The organism is Paenibacillus sp. YIM B09110, from assembly GCF_037167145.1.
GTDB lineage: Bacteria > Bacillota > Bacilli > Paenibacillales > Paenibacillaceae > Pristimantibacillus.
In genome coordinates this window covers 17,910-34,540 of the sequence record NZ_JBANSP010000008.1, presented here as the reverse complement: position 1 = coordinate 34,540, position 16,631 = coordinate 17,910, and the positions used below count along the sequence as shown (strand labels likewise).

Annotated in this window: 20 protein-coding genes; 16 read left to right on the top strand and 4 right to left on the bottom strand. The window is 50.5% G+C overall.

Going from position 1 to position 16,631, the window contains the following annotated elements; genetic code table 11:
- Window positions 1–178 precede the first annotated feature (178 nt).
- The 3 genes from V8F51_RS13995 to V8F51_RS13985 all read left to right on the top strand — a co-directional run bounded on the left by V8F51_RS13995 (window position 179) and on the right by V8F51_RS13985 (window position 3,141).
- Complete coding sequence (locus V8F51_RS13995) at window positions 179–772, top strand: YitT family protein (RefSeq protein WP_337100895.1); 594 nt, start codon at window positions 179–181, stop codon at window positions 770–772.
- Window positions 773–812: 40 nt separating this feature from the next.
- A complete protein-coding gene (locus V8F51_RS13990) occupies window positions 813–992 on the top strand; it encodes an S-layer homology domain-containing protein (protein WP_337100894.1) in 180 nt (59 codons plus the stop codon).
- Window positions 993–1,128: 136 nt separating this feature from the next.
- On the top strand, window positions 1,129–3,141 hold the full coding sequence (locus V8F51_RS13985) for an S-layer homology domain-containing protein (RefSeq protein ID WP_337100893.1): 2,013 nt from the start codon (window positions 1,129–1,131) through the stop codon (window positions 3,139–3,141).
- A 73-nt stretch (window positions 3,142–3,214) separates the two neighbouring features.
- On the opposite strand, the gene V8F51_RS13980 is transcribed toward V8F51_RS13985, so the two are convergent.
- From V8F51_RS13980 to V8F51_RS13965, 4 genes are all read right to left on the bottom strand, one after another.
- Window positions 3,215–3,730: a DinB family protein gene (locus V8F51_RS13980; RefSeq protein ID WP_337100892.1), complete on the bottom strand. Its 516-nt coding sequence runs from the start codon at window positions 3,728–3,730 to the stop codon at window positions 3,215–3,217.
- A 113-nt stretch (window positions 3,731–3,843) separates the two neighbouring features.
- Window positions 3,844–4,524 (bottom strand): PspA/IM30 family protein, encoded by a 681-nt coding sequence (locus V8F51_RS13975; RefSeq protein WP_337100891.1) that lies wholly within the window; start codon window positions 4,522–4,524, stop codon window positions 3,844–3,846.
- 134 nt (window positions 4,525–4,658) lie between these two features.
- A complete protein-coding gene (locus V8F51_RS13970) occupies window positions 4,659–4,871 on the bottom strand; it encodes a PspC domain-containing protein (protein WP_337100890.1) in 213 nt (70 codons plus the stop codon).
- Between the two features lie 138 nt (window positions 4,872–5,009).
- The gene (locus V8F51_RS13965) at window positions 5,010–6,221 is read right to left on the bottom strand and encodes an MFS transporter (protein ID WP_337100889.1); all 1,212 of its coding nucleotides are present in this window, start codon (window positions 6,219–6,221) and stop codon (window positions 5,010–5,012) included.
- 124 nt (window positions 6,222–6,345) lie between these two features.
- On the opposite strand from V8F51_RS13965, the gene V8F51_RS13960 reads away from it, so the two are divergent.
- The 13 genes from V8F51_RS13960 (at window position 6,346) to V8F51_RS13900 (ending at window position 16,606) form a co-directional block, all read left to right on the top strand.
- The gene (locus V8F51_RS13960; RefSeq protein ID WP_337100888.1) at window positions 6,346–7,152 is read left to right on the top strand and encodes an AraC family transcriptional regulator; all 807 of its coding nucleotides are present in this window, start codon (window positions 6,346–6,348) and stop codon (window positions 7,150–7,152) included.
- 150 nt (window positions 7,153–7,302) lie between these two features.
- Window positions 7,303–8,547, top strand: coding sequence for a DUF4367 domain-containing protein (locus tag V8F51_RS13955; RefSeq protein ID WP_337100887.1), 1,245 nt, complete (start codon window positions 7,303–7,305; stop codon window positions 8,545–8,547).
- Window positions 8,548–8,696: 149 nt separating this feature from the next.
- Entirely contained in the window at window positions 8,697–9,884 is a 1,188-nt protein-coding gene (gene alr, locus V8F51_RS13950) for an alanine racemase (protein WP_337101074.1), read from the top strand.
- 220 nt (window positions 9,885–10,104) lie between these two features.
- Entirely contained in the window at window positions 10,105–10,386 is a 282-nt protein-coding gene (locus tag V8F51_RS13945; RefSeq protein WP_028609437.1) for a CopG family ribbon-helix-helix protein, read from the top strand.
- Between the two features lie 3 nt (window positions 10,387–10,389).
- On the top strand, window positions 10,390–10,740 hold the full coding sequence (locus tag V8F51_RS13940) for a type II toxin-antitoxin system PemK/MazF family toxin (RefSeq protein ID WP_337100886.1): 351 nt from the start codon (window positions 10,390–10,392) through the stop codon (window positions 10,738–10,740).
- A 265-nt stretch (window positions 10,741–11,005) separates the two neighbouring features.
- Window positions 11,006–11,734: an SAF domain-containing protein gene (locus V8F51_RS13935; RefSeq protein ID WP_337100885.1), complete on the top strand. Its 729-nt coding sequence runs from the start codon at window positions 11,006–11,008 to the stop codon at window positions 11,732–11,734.
- The gene (locus V8F51_RS13930; RefSeq protein WP_337100884.1) at window positions 11,731–12,579 is read left to right on the top strand and encodes a hypothetical protein; all 849 of its coding nucleotides are present in this window, start codon (window positions 11,731–11,733) and stop codon (window positions 12,577–12,579) included. The genes V8F51_RS13935 and V8F51_RS13930 overlap by 4 nt, the downstream gene beginning before the upstream one ends.
- Window positions 12,534–13,949 (top strand): ATPase, T2SS/T4P/T4SS family, encoded by a 1,416-nt coding sequence (locus V8F51_RS13925; RefSeq protein ID WP_337100883.1) that lies wholly within the window; start codon window positions 12,534–12,536, stop codon window positions 13,947–13,949. Before V8F51_RS13930 ends, V8F51_RS13925 begins: the two co-directional genes overlap by 46 nt.
- A gap of 16 nt (window positions 13,950–13,965) precedes the next feature.
- Entirely contained in the window at window positions 13,966–14,877 is a 912-nt protein-coding gene (locus tag V8F51_RS13920; protein ID WP_337100882.1) for a hypothetical protein, read from the top strand.
- Window positions 14,878–14,896: 19 nt separating this feature from the next.
- Complete coding sequence (locus tag V8F51_RS13915; protein WP_337100881.1) at window positions 14,897–15,790, top strand: hypothetical protein; 894 nt, start codon at window positions 14,897–14,899, stop codon at window positions 15,788–15,790.
- Window positions 15,791–15,838: 48 nt separating this feature from the next.
- Complete coding sequence (locus tag V8F51_RS13910) at window positions 15,839–15,988, top strand: hypothetical protein (protein WP_307207455.1); 150 nt, start codon at window positions 15,839–15,841, stop codon at window positions 15,986–15,988.
- A 49-nt stretch (window positions 15,989–16,037) separates the two neighbouring features.
- Window positions 16,038–16,184 carry a hypothetical protein gene (locus V8F51_RS13905; protein ID WP_337100880.1) on the top strand — a complete coding sequence of 49 codons (147 nt, stop codon included), beginning with the start codon at window positions 16,038–16,040 and terminating at the stop codon, window positions 16,182–16,184.
- Window positions 16,181–16,606 carry a hypothetical protein gene (locus V8F51_RS13900; protein WP_337100879.1) on the top strand — a complete coding sequence of 142 codons (426 nt, stop codon included), beginning with the start codon at window positions 16,181–16,183 and terminating at the stop codon, window positions 16,604–16,606. Before V8F51_RS13905 ends, V8F51_RS13900 begins: the two co-directional genes overlap by 4 nt.
- Window positions 16,607–16,631 lie beyond the last annotated feature (25 nt).

Here is a 16,631-nt window from a genome sequence, read left to right as displayed (position 1 = left end):
TAAATAAACACCTATACCAATTGTATAATATTGCATATGGTTTGGCACTCCTTATGTACGACTGCAGCACTAATTCGTTTCGTTGGAAGCTAATATCCAATTCATTCCTATTAATCGATCATGACAAGCCCATGAGGAACATATATATCAGACAGGCTATTATAGGGGACTGGTGAATATGTTTTCGTTGAAAAAAATCGGGGCCATCGTAATCGGCAGCATACTCATCGCTATCGGGATTAATTTTTTCGTCGTGCCGCTCGGCATTCTGGATGGCGGCATCATTGGCGTAGCGCTCATCATCAATTACGTTTTCGATATCAAAATTGGGTTGATTATGCTGTTGTGCAGCATACCGATCTTCGTGCTTGCATGGTTCTACAATCGAGAGCTGCTCTATATTAGCGTAAGCGGTTTATTGCTTTCTAGTTATGTGATCGATTTCATGGAGCCGTATCAATATTATTTCAGCTACTATATTGAATGGACGCCGTTCACAAGAGCCGTAGTCGGCGGCTTGGCGATCGGAACGGGCATCGGCGTTATGCTAAGGCAGCATGTATCGACGGGCGGAATGGATTTGATCGCGGAATACTTATCAGAGCATATCAAGATTAATGTAGGCATCATCGTGTTAGTTATCGACTTGCTCATCATCAGCATTGGTGAATGGATACTCCCGGGCGACAGCTTCTTTCTCTCGCTCATGACGATCACCGCGGGGGGACTTGCGACAAGCTTATGTACGTTGAGGCGGTCCGAAAATAGTTAAACCGACGATCCAGAGACCTTCTATTTCGAAGGTTTTTTCTATGCAAATCTTCAATATTCCATATATTAACAAAAGTGAGCTTATGGCTGAATACAAGGGATTAGTGGGAGCTTCCGTTAACGCCGGGCTTATCAAAGGCTATGATAACGGTACGTTCGATCCGCGCAAAACATTAAGCCGTGCCGAGGCAGCGGTCGTGCTTTCCAGAATAGCTATGTAGCAAGAAATCGTACTCAAGCACTATTTTGGGTTTCGTGTTTATTCGCGATATTTCGCGCTTAGCATATGGTACGATACGTGATGAAAATTAGGGTTTTTTATCATGTTTCAGCCATGTGCTGGGAGGTCGGGATGGAATGATAAAGTTCAATTCAATAACGAGGGTGTTGGCTGTTTTATTGGCCTGTTTGATGGTAGTGCCTGCTTTGGGGGCGAACGCTGCCTCGGTCAAGCCGAAGCTGGAGCCATATGCTCTACCGGCTATAGATATTGATATCGATGTGCCGATTATTGAGCTGCCTATTGATTTACCGCCAATTCTAGTAACGAAAGAACCTGCCGTTCTTCCATTGAGGTGGCAACTGGACGGGTTTGAGATGACGGGAGATCCGATCGTTTCGCCTGACGGCACCATCTATATCGAGCAGAGCGATAAGTATACGTTCGAAGACGGATTGGCCGCAATTTCCGAGGCTGGCGAAAGAAAGTGGTTCTGGGATGCAGACGACTCGGCCAATTATAATCCGCTCACGAAAACGGCAGGTATTGGATCAGATGGTACGGTATATGCAGGATACATGGATCTTACGATGGCGTTTCTTCCAAACAAGTCAGTCAAGTGGGCAATTGATGCGCCAATGAGTTCGAAGCCTGCGTTTGCGGCGGACGGCACGATTTATATGGGTGCGGGAGGAGCGCTTCTGGCACTCAATAAGAATAGCGGCGCGATTAAATGGAAGTTCCCTCTACCGGCAGGCGAAGCAGCATCGTTTGCCCCGACTGTTGCATCGGATGGGTCAATCTATTTCGTTTCTTCCTTAGGCAATCTCTATAAGCTATCGTCCAAAGGCGTTTTGCAGTGGAACAAGTCGCTTACGGCCAATGAATCCATTAAAGGTAAATCCAACACGCCCGTTATTAACAAAGACGGATTAATCCTCGTCCCTGCTACAGATGGCAATTTATTTGGCTTCACTGCAGATGGAGTTCTCAAATGGATTCTTACCATTAGCGGTGCGGAGCAAGTATCCGCGGCCGTAGATAAGGATGGATTCATCTATGCGCTATCCAATACAGGCAAGCTGATTGCACTAAAACCGAATGGCTTACAGTTGTGGATGAAGGATTTGAAGCTGAGTTATGTCAATCCGATTCGGATCGGACCGGACGGAAATCTATGGCTGACGACAGGGAATAGGCAAGTAAGAGCTTACGATAAGAGTGGCAACGCGATTTGGAAATACGATATACCAGATGGATATGGGTTCGATTATTCCCCTGTGTTCGGCAAAGATGGAACGGTTTACGTGCTTAGTTCGAATAAGTTGTATGCGTTAGGCAAGGTTGGCGTCGACAATGTCCATTTGAACAAAGCTTCTCTGACGCTTGAAGCGGGCAGCAGCGATGTTTTGCTCGCTACAGTTGCTCCGGACAATGCCGTGAACAAGAACGTTGTTTGGGAGTCGAGCAATCCGTCCATCGCGACTGTTAACGCGAAGGGCAAAGTAACGGGAATAGCGGAAGGAACGGCCATCATCACTGTTCGTACCGTTGAACGCGGGCGCTCGGATACGGCGGCGGTCGTCGTTACGGCTGGAGCAGCGCCTGAAGCCTTCTCGGATACGAGCGGACATTGGGCCGGCACTTATATTGAAGAGGCTGTAACGAGAGGCATTACGAAGGGATACCCGAATGGAACGTTTAGGCCTGACGGCAATATTACGAGGGCTGAATTTGCGGTCATGTTGATGAATGGACTAAAGCCGGATGTCCAAGGGTCTGCACTTGGATTCAAGGATAAGGCCGCCATAGGGACATGGGCAGTCAAGGCGGTATCGCAGGCTGTGCAGCTCGGAATTATAAGCGGCTATACCGACGGCACATTCCAACCGGCCAAAAATATATCGCATACGGAAATGGCGGCGATGATCGTAAGGGCATCCGGCCTTGCAACGCCGGAAGTCGCAACGACAGGTTATACGGATGATGCCGCAATACCTCAGTGGGCCAAAAAGGCGGTTGCTGCCGGCAAAGCGCATGGGATTCTCGTCGTAGGCGGCGAGGATAGCCTAGTATTTATGCCGAAGACGTTGACGACGAGAGCAGAAGCTGTCTCCTCGATCGTGAAGATGCTCCAATTAATCGAATAACTTGAACTAACGTAGCAAAGCAAGCCCCAGAAGCGTTCACGCGACCGGGGCTTGCTTTGTTATAGTGGAGGAGCTAGGCGTTGTATCTCTCGCGAATAATATTCATATGATGCAGCTCATGGCCGGCAATAACATACGCAAGCGCATTGACAGACATCTCATGGTTATTGACGATACCGCGTCTTGCAGGTGCGGTGATCGGCAATGTGCGAAGCAGAGACAAGGATGAACGGCGAATGCTTGTATAACGCTCGAGCAGTTCTTCGTTCGAGAGGGTGTCGAAGGACGCGGGCTCTATATAATCATCTTGCTCGAATCCGGGCAGTGCCGTCCGATCGCCTCTGGCAATGCGAAGCAGTCGATAGCTCATAATGGCTTCCGTATCGGCAATGTGTCCGAGCACTTCCTTCAAGCTCCACTTGCCCGCAGCATAGCGGTATAAGGCTTGCTGCTCGTTCAGTGAAGAGAAATAGTTGACCGTATCGTCCTGTTGACGCTCTAGCAACTCAATAATGTTACCTTCGGGAACAATACTTATGTATTGATTTTGGTAACGGATGTATTCGTCGCTTGCGGGACGCGTGAACATGATGGAACCATCCTTTCGGTAATGGGATTATAAGCTAGTATAATAGATAAACCGCCTTGCTGAAAGCAAGACGGTTTCTTGAAGGTAAAGCCGTATCGGTTATCGAATCGAACTTAGCCGGCTGTCACGGATTTCTTCTCCAGCAGACGCTTCAGTTCTTCATCAACCTTCGCATTGCGCAGCTCGTTCTGTTGCTCAAATGCATGGTTTTGCGTTATTGACGACGATGGATAATTGCTCTTGGACAGCTCTTGCTGAGCTTCCCATTCCATTACCTTTTGCTCGATTCGTTCGAACCCTCTCGAAGCATCGCTGCCTTGGAGCGACTGCGATGACGGCCCGCCGGCAACGTCGCCGCTTTGTCTAACGCGGGCAATCAGCTCAGTACGCTTGCTTTGCAGGCGCGTCTTCTCTTCTTTTAAACTCTCGATGCGCAGCGCAAGCTCGGCAGAGGCATTGGTTGCAATTTGCAGCAAGCGCGTTTTCTCTTCCACTTGCTCCATGTACAGCAGCTTCGCCTCGAGAGCAAGCCTAGCATCCGCTTCACGTTGTTCCGAGGCCGCTTGAATCGCTTTGCCCTCGTAATAAGCAACCTGCTCATTCAGCTCTGTAAGCTTCGCTTGAAGCATGCGGGCTTGTGCTTGCTGCTGCGGCAAAGCTCGCTCTGCCCCAGCAATTTCCTCATCCAAGTCGCGTAAATAATGATTCAGCATCATAACCGGATTTTCCATCTTGTCCAACATCTCATTGGCCGCTGCCTTCGTCATGTTAAGTACACGTTGCAATATTCCCATCTTCATCAGCTCTCCCTTTTATTTAATATAAGAAAGTATAAAATTGCTCTTATACTAGGCTTATATTTCATCCGCGAAACGAGTGCTTACGCCGCCAGAGGATGGCGATAGCCGTTTACGCTTGTCCGTTCATTTTAGTAGTGATCTACGAATCTGAAATCTTGGCTTGCTTTTGGAACAACCAGCGTGGCGATTAAGTAGATGACAGCCACTGCTCCGAAGCTGAAGAACGATGCGATCACGACTAATAGTCGTACAATTGTAGGGTCAATGCCCATCCACTCGCCAATTCCTCCGCAAAGTCCCGATAGCTTGCTGTCCGTTGTTGAACGAAACAGTTTTTTCATGGTTAACCATTCCTTTCTGCCTCTCAGCTATACCTTTATTGTAAAGAGCCGAGGAAGCTTTCGTAACAGTCCGCGGTCGGTTTTGGGAACTAGGCTTAAGACGGGGAGGAGATGCGACGTCTGACGGGGGAAGCTGTTTTATGAGCTTCTCTGCATAAGGACAGAATCCTTAGGCAGGAGCAGCGCTAGCAGCCCTAACAGAGGGAGGAAGGCGCATACTTTGATGATTTGCTCTACGCCGTAGGCGTCGATCATGGAGCCCATAACGACGGAGCCAAGCCCTCCTAGTCCGAACGATACGCCGAAGAATAAGCCAGCGATCGTCCCGACATGCCCAGGCAGCATTTCTTGCGCATACACGATAATGACGGAGAAGCCTGACATGAGAATGAGCCCTATTGCGAGGCACAGCAGGACTGCGCCGGTTGGACTGGCATAGGGCAGCAGAAGGGAGAACGGCGCGGTGCCAAGAATGGAAAACCAAATCACCTTCTGACGTCCGAACCGGTCAGCCAAAGGGCCGCCGAGGAAGGTGCCAGCCATGCCCGCGAATTGAAGGGCGAACAAGCACATTTGGGCGCTTTTTAAGCTTAGGTCGTATTTCTCCATATAATAAAAGGAATAGTATCCGCTCATGCTTGCAAGATAGACGAATTTGGAAAACAACATTAGAACGAGAATCGACATGACATACAGAATAAACGGCTTGCTGAAAGTAGATTTGGCTGCAGCCTTCGCTTTGGCTTTCGGAGCGGAGGAACGGATCTGCAACCGATACCATTTGCTGATTCGCGCTTGCAATACGATTCCGATGACGGCAAGCAAGGTAAACCATAGAAATCCGTATTGCCCTTGAGGGCTAATGATATAAGCTACCATAAGAGGCGCTAGCGCTTGTCCTGTATTTCCTCCCACCTGGAAGATCGATTGTGCAATTCCTTTGCCTTTGCCCGCAGCAAGATGAGCAACACGCGACGACTCGGGATGGAGAACAGAGGAGCCGATGCCGATAAAAACAGATGCAAGCAGCAGGTAAGCGAGAGAAGGGGCGAGCGCGAATCCGATCATGCCCAGCAGCGTAAATACCATGCCCAGCGGCAATAGACTTGGCATGGGTCTCCGATCGGTGTAATATCCGATTAGAGGCTGCAGCACCGAGGCCGAAATATTCAGCGCGAACGCGACCCAGCCAATCTCGGCGAAGCTGAGATGAAGCTTTTGCTGAAACAATGGGAATACGGCAGGTACAACAGATTGCATCACATCGTTTAGCAGATGCGCAGCGCTTACGCCGAGTAAAATCGTGAATGCTGTGTTTGTGCTTGCGGCGACAGCAACTCTTTGCGACATTTAAGAACATCCTCTCTAAATAAATGATTCTCTAATACTACAGCCAAGCTTGCTTTCGAGTCGTTGCGATAGTTGCTGGACTTTGAGCACGATTTGCTATAACGATAGAAATAGGTGATAGACGATGCAGATCCAATTAACGCTGCCGCAGGTTGAGATCGTTCAAATCGTGAACCGGTTCGAAAATATTCTTCATTCTCATGAAGGACATTTTCAAATGACGATTCCGACGCACGGAACCTGCTATTTTACGCATGAGAACAAGCAGATAGCGCTAACGCCAGGGGAAGCGTTGCTGCTTCATCCTAGTGACCGCCACTGCTTCCATATGGGAGATGACGCGGGTGTCATTATCGCAATTGCGCGAGGCGATCGATTTCATGTCGCTCCCCCTGGTGAGCGGGACGAGGTCGCACTGCGCAAGTGGATCGAACCCGGTATCGTCAAAGCTTATTTTCGAAGATGGATGGATTTGGCCTTTGAGCATCCAAGCGTAGAGTTGTTAGCCGCGCAAGAATCGGAAACGCGAATTTTGGACGATTTGCAGCAGCTTATGTGGGGGGGCGAAGGAAGGCGGCAGCTGGATACGGAGCAGAAACGCCGGTTCAGCCCCTCAGACAGACACTTGATGGAGGCAATGGAGTATCTTCGCGCTCATTATACGGAGTCTATTAAGATCGACGACGCGGCAGCCGTAGCACTTCAGAGCAGGTTTCATTTTATCCGATCATTTAAAGCGGCTACCGGCTATTCGCCCTATCAATACGTGCTCCATCTTCGTGTAGAGGAAGCGAAGCGGCTCCTTCGGCGAACGTCGCATACGGTTACGGAAATAAGCTTCATGCTGGGCTTCTCAACGCCAAGCCAGTTCTACCGCGTATTTGAAAAGTCTGTTCTTACATCGCCGGAGCAATATCGCAACGGAAAATAAGAGAAAGGCGCCGAATCGGTTTCGGCGTCTTTCTCTTATTTGCATGTGATTAATTTCTATGGGTCAAGCACATGCCAGTCCGCATAATTGGTCAAGTCCCCTCATATGATTGGTATCAGTTATAAAACATTGTGCAGAGGGGATGATTTCATGCGTCGCATTGCATGGACCGCGGCAATCTTGTTATGTTTCTCATTAATAGCAGCCGCTTGCGGTACGAAGGACGCCGAGTCCGTGATTAAGGATCTCGACAAAGTAGTCAACAGTATGGAGAGCTATCAAGGAAGCGGGACGATGACGCTGAATACGAGTCAACAGCCGCTCACGTACAAGGTGGAGGTATCTTATCAGAAGCCAAGCTATTACCGGATTAAGCTGACGAATGAGGAAAAGGATATTACCCAAATTGTGCTTCGCAACGATGACGGTGTATTCGTATTAACGCCTAAGCTCAATAAAGTATTCCGCTTCCAAAGCGATTGGCCGCAAAATCAAGGCCAAGTGTACTTATATCAAACGCTCGTTCAAAGCATTCTCGTGGACGGCCAGCGTGAATTCGCGGTCGAAGAGAATGATTATGTGTTCGATGTGATGGCCAACTACAATAACGGCTCGCTTGCCCGCCAAAAAATTTGGCTGAACAAATCGAACTATCGTCCGTCGAAGGTAGAAGTCAGCGACACGAATGCAGCTGTCATGGTCGAAGTGAAGTTCGATTCCTTCGAGTTCGGACAGAAGTTCGATAAGAGCGTGTTCGAGACGGAAGCCAACATGAATGCAGCTCCATCGAGCCAAAGCAGCGATGAACCGACTGTCGCGATCCCTGAGCAGGATGATGATAACGCATCGGCCGAGAATAGCGGCAACGACGCGGCGGTTCAAGAGGATGATGCATCCGCTGAAGGCGATCAAGCAACGGAAGGCGACAAGTCGCCGGACAATAGCGCCGTTGGCGGCGAGCAAGAAGGATCGGGCAATAGCAGCGATCCGGATGCGGTGAATAAGGACGATGAAGAAACATCGGCTGGAACGGAAAATGATGCGGACGCGCCATTCGTTGCAATGGGACCGTCTTACACGCCTGAAGGCGCGACATGGCAAGACATGATTGATATCGTGTTCGGAGGCAACCCTGGCGTCATGAACCGTTACTCTGGCGAATACAGCTACACGCTAATTCAGACGCAGCCTAAGGATATGGCAACCTCGCTAGTAGCCGGCGATATGGTTGATCTGGGCTTCACGATCGGCGAATTGACAAACGCCGCGGATAACGATCAGAAGACACTTACATGGACGTACGAGGGCAGTCAATTCCGTCTTACAAGCGCGAATCTGCCGCAATCCGAGATGATTAAGATCGCCCAATCCGTGCAAGGCGAGATCGATAAGTAATAGAAGCAGCCTACCTTAATTTCCAAGACGTTCTAGTGGAATCTGGATGCCATTTCATTGACAGTCTTAGCAGCAACGTTTAACATTATTTCTATTGATGTTTGCTGCTCGGACTGTTGTGGCTGTCAGATGAGGAGAAGGTGAACGACTTGGAATCGTTTTATCGCCCGACGAGGGTAGAAATAAATTTAGATGCGTTGAATCGTAATTTGCAGGCGTTCAGGCAAGCGATGCCGGCGGATTGCCGGCTTATGGCATCGGTGAAAGCCAATGCATATGGACATGGAGCTGTCGAGATTGCAAGGGAAGCGGAGCGCGCCGGAGTTGATTACTTGGGTGTCGCCTTCCTTGACGAAGCGCTTCAATTGCGTAATGCCGGTATTCGAACGCCAATTCTGGTGCTCGGCTTTGTTCCTGCGGATGGGCTGCAGGCAGCAAGAGATAATGATGTGACGATTAGCTTGTTCAGAGACGATATCATTGAAGCGGCAGCCAAGCTTCCAGGAGATCGCGAAGGCCGCAAGCTGAAGGTTCATATTAAAATCGACACAGGCATGGGAAGACTCGGTATCGTGGGCGCTCAGGCTGCGCAAGCTTTTATCAGGAAGGCGCTCAACGTGGAGCAGCTAGAGGTGGAAGGGATGTTCACTCACTTTGCCCGCGCTGACGAAGCTGACAAAAGCTACACGAAGCTGCAGCATGATCGTTTCAGTGAGGTTGCGGAGTTCGTCCGCCGCGAGGAGCTGCCTATCCCTATTATTCATGCAGCGAATAGCGCTGCTGGGATCGACACGCCTGAATGGGCGGGCGGGATGCTAAGGCTCGGCATTAGCATGTATGGCTTGTATCCTTCTGCAGAGGTGAATAACCAGCGAATTGCACTTGAGCCAGTCCTGTCGCTGAAGACCGAAGTTGCGATGGTGAAGAAGGCGCCTGAAGGCTGGGGCATTAGCTATGGCACTCGATATTTTACTGCAGGCGAGGAGCTTATCGGCACGCTGCCGATCGGTTATGCCGACGGCTTCAGCCGTATGCTGACAGGCAAGGCACACGGTCTCGTACGCGGGGTGCGGCTGCCGATTCGGGGCACGATCTGCATGGATCAATGCATGATAGCGCTTGACGGGGCACAGACGGAAGCTCAACCTGCGCCCGTTCAAGCTGGCGAAGAGGTTGTACTGATCGGTCGTCAAGGCGCGTCGGTTATTACGGTCGGGGAAGTTGCGGACCAGTTAGGGACCATTAATTACGAGCTGATCTGCATGATTGCGGCACGAGTTCCACGGATTTATGTTAAGGACGGACAGGTCACGGCTATTACGAACGCACTCGCTTGAATCATTTTCCAAAAATTACATGTGGTTATTTGTGGTTATGCAAAAGGATTTTCGCACTTTAAAGCGAATGTAGTATGACAGTTGATCTACCGGGATGATGCATGAAGACATACAGCATATTTGATATACGGCTGACATAGATATGTTTGAGTATAGTGTCGGCAATATATTGCAATAATGAGTATTAAGGTTTTGGAAAAGTTTTGGGGGTGCGAGTTCGGTGGCCAATGTGCAAAATACGAAAAGAATCATGATTAGCCTGCCCGATCATTTGCTGGAGGAGGTTGACGGAATTGTCGCCAAAGAAAATTCAAACCGCAGCGAATTTATTCGGCAGGCCATGAAGCTGTATCTCGTGGAGCGCAAAAAACGTCAAATCCGTGAGTCGATGCAGCGCGGATACATGGAGATGGCGAAAATTAACCTGAACATGGCCTCGGAAGCTTTTCAAGCGGAGGAAGAAGCCGATCATACGCTTGGCCGTCTCGTAAGCGGGGTGTAGAGCTTGATCGTAAAACGCGGAGATGTGTTTTTTGCGGATTTATCACCCGTAGTCGGATCGGAGCAAGGCGGTGTACGACCGGTGCTCGTTATTCAGAATGACATCGGCAACCGATTCAGCCCGACCGTTATCGTCGCGGCTATTACGGCTCAAATCCAAAAGGCGAAGCTGCCCACCCACGTCGAGATGGAGGCGGCAACGCATGGCTTTGATCGTGATTCCGTTGTTCTGCTTGAGCAGATTCGCACGATCGATAAGCAGCGTCTGACCGACAAAATAACGCATTTGGACGACGAAACGATGCGTAAAGTTGACGATGCACTGTTGATTAGTGTAGGCTTAATCGATTTTTAAATGACGTCTGGGCGTTTGGAGCAAGCCATTGACATGGTATGGAATGACGACATTCCCATGTTATATGGCTTGTTTTTGCTATGTCGCAAGCCTTTATAGAAACAATTGGAAAAATAATGATAGACAAAATATTCAGTCATTTGCTATTATGAGCGTAGTTGGTTGTTGAATTCATATATGAGAGCAAGTTTTGCGAAGAACGCATGTGGTATAGCCGAAGGGCTGCCGCTGCGTTCTTTTTTTATGCGCTCGGGGAGGAGAGGCGATGAACAGACGAAGGAATATATGGATTAGCTTGATTGCAGCGCTTTTATCGGCATCGCTCGTAGCGGGGCTGTATCAACTGCAGCGAATCCAAATGGAGAGGGAAGGAACGATTGCGGTCGTTGTGCCAAGTCGCTTCATAAGCGCAGGCGAGAGACTGACGACAAATATGCTGACCTATAAGCATATTCCGGAATCAGCATGGGAGCCGAATATGATGGTTGACGCTGATGCTGCGCAAGGCAAGGAGACGGTCATACCGCTAGGGGCGGGAGAGCCGATTCTCGATTGGAAGGTCGGCAGCTATTACTTGCAGCCGAAGCCAAAGGAATCCACCTTCCAAATTCCGAAGGAGTATGTCCGTTCGATTTCGAACGGCATACGAGCGGGAGATAAAGTGCTGCTCTACGCATCCGGCGAAGGAACACCATCACGAAGGCTGTTCGGCGAGAGCATAGTCGTGGCCTCCGTGAAGTCGTCTGGCAATGTCGAAATCGACAATATGGACAATCCGAACCTAATGTCGATGGCGGATGGCGATAAGGAGAAGATGTACGCTTCCAGGCGGGAAGCGAACGGGATGATCGAGTATTTGAATCTCAACATGACAGAAGAACAGTGGCTGGAGCTCGATGGGCTGTGCAAGGACGGGAAGCTGAAGGTTGTTGTTGCCTATAGCCCGGAGTCGTTGAATGTCGATGCGGTCGGCGGCGAGGGGGCTGGGTCGTGAGCCGGCAAGATGCCTCGCTGGCCGCTTTCGTCGGGACAACGCCGAATATCGGTACGACTGCAGCCTCCTTTGCGACCGCCTATCGTATGGCGGGGGCAAGCAGTGATCCGATTGCCTATTTCTGCTTGAACCTGAAGAGCGCAAAGGTTCATCGTTTCCTGGGGGAGGATGAACCCGAGGTGTCGCTCGACAAGCTCAGGCCGGAGCTCATCGCGCGAACGCTGACTCCGGACAAGCTGCGAAGAGCGGCCAGTCCGATTACGAAGCTGCCCAATCTACATGTCTTATTCGGCAATCTGGTTAGGGATCAAGCGGAGTTTTTCTCACCGGAGGAAGTGAATCACTTATTGGACGTTGCGCGAGAGACATTCGCGTACGTAATTATGGATGTCAGCGCTTATTGGGACAATGCTGCTACGGTTTGCGCGCTGCGGATGGCAGATGTGCGGATCCTTGTTACGACGCCCGCGCTTTCGCATTTTCAAGAGGACGGCAAGCGCTGGATTAATCAAGTATCGCCGTTGTTCGGCGTTACACCCGATCAATATGAAACAGTTATTATACACAATTCGCATGGAAGCGGAGGTTATCGAATGAAAGAAATATGCAAGGAGCTCGGTACAACATCGTTCGGTCAGTTCAAGCTTGGCGAGTCATTGTTCAGTCAACTCGATAGCGGGCGCTATGAGGAATGGCTGCGCAGTGACGCACAAGGCAAGCAAGCGATGGACGAGCCTGCCAAACAATTGATGCAGCGGCATGGAATACACCCCATTTTCAAGCCAGGCAGGACGCAGCCATGGCATCGCAAGCTAATGACGCACCGCAGAGGAAGCAGTTCATGACGGCCGGGCAAGGGAAGTTCTCGCCAACCGAATTCGCCGCGCAGGTCAGACCCGCCCGTATGGCGGCAGACAAGCAGGAAGGGATTAGTCATCATGCGGACAATGAGCCGACCGAGTTTCAGCGGCTGGCGGAAGATATACGGTCGTACTTGAGCGCCCCTCAAGGATTGACCGAGTTCGAGCGCAAGCAATACACGGAGACGCTTAATCGAGCGGTGCTTGGCTTCGTTCAAGAGCGGGAGCAGGTGCTCGCGGTTATAACGGATCGTCTCATTCGGCTTCGCATTCATACGCTCGAAGATGTGCAGCAGCCGTTTCAGACATTAGCAGAAGCGCTGTTCGCTGAAGTAATCGGACTTAATGTGCTTGAGCTGGTGCTTGCCGATAAGGAGGGGCTGGAAGAAATTCAAGTCGTGGGCAAGCGGATTTTCGAGGTGAGGGGCGGCCAGACAACGGCTTCCGATTACTCCTTCGAGAGCGTAAGAGACGTCGAGCGAATTCAGCAAAACTTAGTGCTGTATAACAACGACCGAATTAATCCGCGCAAGCGATGGGCGGAGGTCATGCTGCGAGACGGTTCTAGGGTGACGATGACCGGCTTCGGCTTCACCTCATCGCCAACGCTGACGATTCGTTTCTACACGGTGCGAAGCTTTAGTCTGGAAGCGCTATGCGCTCCCGCACTGCGAACGATCAACGGGAGAATACGGAGCATGCTGCTCTCTGTGTTGTCTGCGAGCTTCAATGTCGTCATTATCGGTGCTACGAATTCAGGAAAGACGAATTTGATGAAGGCACTCATTGCCGAGCTTCCGGCCGATGAACGGATTATTACAATCGAGGGCAGGCATGAAATGATGCTTGGCCGAGATTTCCCGGACAAAAACATCGTCGAGTACGAGACGGAGGAGGACGACCCGCAGCATCGGTCGGATCAAGCGTTCAAGCTTGCGCTTAGGCAGTCGCCAAGGCGGATCATCCATGCGGAAATTCGTGATTTGGATGCGAACATTTATGTGCGCGCATGTACGAGGGGACACTCCGGCAGTATGACGACGGTCCACGCAGGTTGTCTTGAGGATGTCCCGGAGGCGATTACAGATATGTGCATGCTTGATGGACGCGGAATGAATCCCGATCGGCTTACGAAGCGGATCACGGAATATGTGACGGAGATAGGTATTGAGATGAGGCTGTGGCGAGGGCGGCGGATTGTAAGCCGAATTGGAGAGCTGTACTGGGAGGACGGAAGGACGATCGTAAGGGAGTGGGCTCTGTTCGACGAGGAAGCAGATGACTGGCGATTCCCTAGTCCCCCATCGTTAAGAGCTGCAGCGAGGCTTGCGAGATCAGGTGCTGCTTATGGCTAGTTGGTCTTCTCTAGCGATGCTTCTGCTGCTGGGAGCTATCCTATTCGTAGCTCTGTACAGCCTGCTTCAGTTATGGATGGACAATCGTCATTTGCAAAATCGGCTCCGTTATAAGAATCACTCGGGCATTCGCTATCGACTAACCGAAGCTTTCAAGGGCAATGAACGGTTGTACCGTCATCTCTCCGAATTGCTTGAAGCACTTCAACTGGGTATGAAGCCGGTAGCGCTCGCCTTTAGCTCGGTATTGATGCTGTTAGTCGGATTAGCCGTAGGCGGCCTGTTTTTTCAAAGCGCGAAGGGAACGGTTCTGTTCGGTCTGCTCCTTGGCTTGTTGCCATATACGGTGCTGCGAGCGATGCTCGCAAATCTGAGAATGAAGACGCAGATCGATTTCTTGCCAGCGGTTGAGCTGTTCTATCAATGTTATCTCGTCACGGGCGAGCGGCAAGTCAGAATCGCCTTGCAGCGGGCTATTGAAGAGCGGCGGTTGCTCGGTCCGATGCAAGCGGTATTCGAGCAATTGTATCGCAACCTGTCGGTACGAGGCGACGATGAAGCGAGCTTGCGATTATTATCGGCGTCGCTAGGCCACATATGGGCTGATTATTTCGCGAATATCCTGCGAGTTGCGATAACGGAGGGTGTCACGATTACGGAAAGCTTGAAGGAGCTCATTACCGATATGCGCAAAGCAAGGAGAGCGAACGAGCAGGAGCGGAATCGTCTGCTGGAAATTCGGATTGCGAACTTCTCGCCGCTGCTCTTCCTTGCCCTCTTCATCGGCATCAATATCCGGTATAACCGGGATAATTCTTACTATTATTACATGATCGATCCCGGCGGAAGAGACATGCTGCTGAACGCAATGGTGCTTATCTTTGCATCGTTCCTAATGGGGCTTTGGTTATCGCGCAAGAAGATGTGAAGGAGGAGGGGAATGTTCTATGCACCACTTTACGGCATCGTTCATTGCGATTGCTGCAACGGTCGGACAGTTTCTATTCGCAGCAGTGGCTCTAGGAGTATTGCTGCAGCTGCTGCCGAGACGACAGATGCGTTGGAAGCATCTGTCGCTGCTGAGCTGGCGGACGAAGGAGGCACCGGCAAGCTGGCTGCGGTTGTTCGGAGTAGTTAGGAAGAGCGCGGCATTCACTGAACGCGAGCTGCTGCTTGGCGGCTGCGGGTATACGCTCGATGCCGCTTGGTACGTATTAGCTCGTCGAATCGGGATTGCTGCAACGGTAATTGCTGCGGCTATCATCCTCCTGACCGCCGCCGTTCTGCATATAGCGACTGCCTCGACCAGTTATTTCGTCGGTGCTCTGTTAGTTTCAGGAATGCTGCTTATGGTTGACAAGACATGGCTCTCCTCGATACGGAAGGTGCGGGTGCTTCGAATGACCAAGGAGATCTATGCAGTGAGCAATCAGCTTTTGTATTTGTCAGACTCGGCGCTTCATATCCACGCCAAGCTGCTGCGATGCATTCCTTTTACGAGAGCTTTGCGTCCAGAACTGGAGCGGTTGCTCGCTGAATGGTATCACGATGCGGGCGAGGCGCTTCAGCGATTTAAGCGGCGGCTAGGCACGGATGAAGGGTTAAGCTTTGTCGAGACAATCGACGCGCTGCGCCAGCATGAAAGCAGCCAGTATTACGATATTTTGCGAGCGAGGATTGAGGATTATAAAGAGAAGCTGGAGCTTGCCAAGGAGAGTAAGAAGGAATCGACGTCGTATGTACTGTTCATCATAGCGGGTATTCCCATCTTATATACGTTCCAGGTATTTATTTATCCGTGGGTGCGTGAAGGTCAGAAACTATTTCAATCACTGAGCTAATGATGAAACAAATTACATCGCGAGTCCATAGAAGGGAGGTGTATGCGCATGCGAAATATTCTAATGACTGTCATGCTTCTTGTCGTTGTTATCGTATTGTTTAACACGATCATCGCTAAGGATACAACAGGAACGAGCAGCCAGATCGAATCCCAAGGAAATGCCGCAAACACGAAGATTGGCGCGCTTGTTCCTTAATGAATGTTGTCGTCGTTCAGGAGTTGGAACATGTCGGAGGCGATGGAGTATGAGGGCTATACTAATAACGACTTTGCTGCTCATTACGGTTGTGCTCTTATACACGGCAATTGCCGAAGGAGACAGCGGAATGAAGAGCCAAGTAAACGGGGCTGGAGAAGCGATTAGCGATCATATAAGGCAGATGAGCCCATGAAGCAAATTTTATTGTTCGTTCTGTTCGCGGGGCTTATATGTTGGATGATGTTCTCTCCAATCTACAAGCATGTGCTTATCGTAAGGCAAGCCGTGCTGCAGCAGGAAGTCGACTATTTGCTGGAGGTAGGAGCGAGCGGAAGCTATGGCTATATTAGCGCTGCGATGCTTGAACAGGCGAAGTCCCGGATGGAAGCATTCGGCCTGAAGCGGGAGTCGATCCTATTCGAAGTGAAGTCGGAGAGCGGGGTTAATGCAACGAATCCCAGCGCTCCCTTGCCGAGAGGAACGGGGCTGTCGCTGATTGCCAGCTATCCGTATGAAAATTTATTTCAAATCGACAGACTGATCGGCATATCGCCGCCGCCCGCGAACGGGAGAATGAAGGCGTTCGGCATGAAGATGAGCGAATATGTGCCTTAAGCAGGGAGAATCCAAAGATAGATCG

Coding starts and splice junctions, on each gene's coding strand:
- V8F51_RS13965 (WP_337100889.1), bottom strand. CDS start 6,221: ATGTCGCAAAGAGTTGCTGTCGCCGCAAGCACAAACACAGCATTCACG.
- V8F51_RS13990 (WP_337100894.1), top strand. CDS start 813: ATGCAAATCTTCAATATTCCATATATTAACAAAAGTGAGCTTATGGCT.
- V8F51_RS13980 (WP_337100892.1), bottom strand. CDS start 3,730: ATGTTCACGCGTCCCGCAAGCGACGAATACATCCGTTACCAAAATCAA.
- V8F51_RS13915 (WP_337100881.1), top strand. CDS start 14,897: ATGCACCACTTTACGGCATCGTTCATTGCGATTGCTGCAACGGTCGGA.
- V8F51_RS13995 (WP_337100895.1), top strand. CDS start 179: ATGTTTTCGTTGAAAAAAATCGGGGCCATCGTAATCGGCAGCATACTC.
- V8F51_RS13970 (WP_337100890.1), bottom strand. CDS start 4,871: ATGAAAAAACTGTTTCGTTCAACAACGGACAGCAAGCTATCGGGACTT.
- V8F51_RS13975 (WP_337100891.1), bottom strand. CDS start 4,524: ATGGGAATATTGCAACGTGTACTTAACATGACGAAGGCAGCGGCCAAT.
- V8F51_RS13910 (WP_307207455.1), top strand. CDS start 15,839: ATGCGAAATATTCTAATGACTGTCATGCTTCTTGTCGTTGTTATCGTA.
- V8F51_RS13935 (WP_337100885.1), top strand. CDS start 11,006: ATGAACAGACGAAGGAATATATGGATTAGCTTGATTGCAGCGCTTTTA.
- V8F51_RS13920 (WP_337100882.1), top strand. CDS start 13,966: ATGCTTCTGCTGCTGGGAGCTATCCTATTCGTAGCTCTGTACAGCCTG.
- V8F51_RS13905 (WP_337100880.1), top strand. CDS start 16,038: ATGAGGGCTATACTAATAACGACTTTGCTGCTCATTACGGTTGTGCTC.
- V8F51_RS13900 (WP_337100879.1), top strand. CDS start 16,181: ATGAAGCAAATTTTATTGTTCGTTCTGTTCGCGGGGCTTATATGTTGG.
- V8F51_RS13955 (WP_337100887.1), top strand. CDS start 7,303: ATGCGTCGCATTGCATGGACCGCGGCAATCTTGTTATGTTTCTCATTA.
- V8F51_RS13985 (WP_337100893.1), top strand. CDS start 1,129: ATGATAAAGTTCAATTCAATAACGAGGGTGTTGGCTGTTTTATTGGCC.
- V8F51_RS13960 (WP_337100888.1), top strand. CDS start 6,346: ATGCAGATCCAATTAACGCTGCCGCAGGTTGAGATCGTTCAAATCGTG.
- V8F51_RS13925 (WP_337100883.1), top strand. CDS start 12,534: ATGGCATCGCAAGCTAATGACGCACCGCAGAGGAAGCAGTTCATGACG.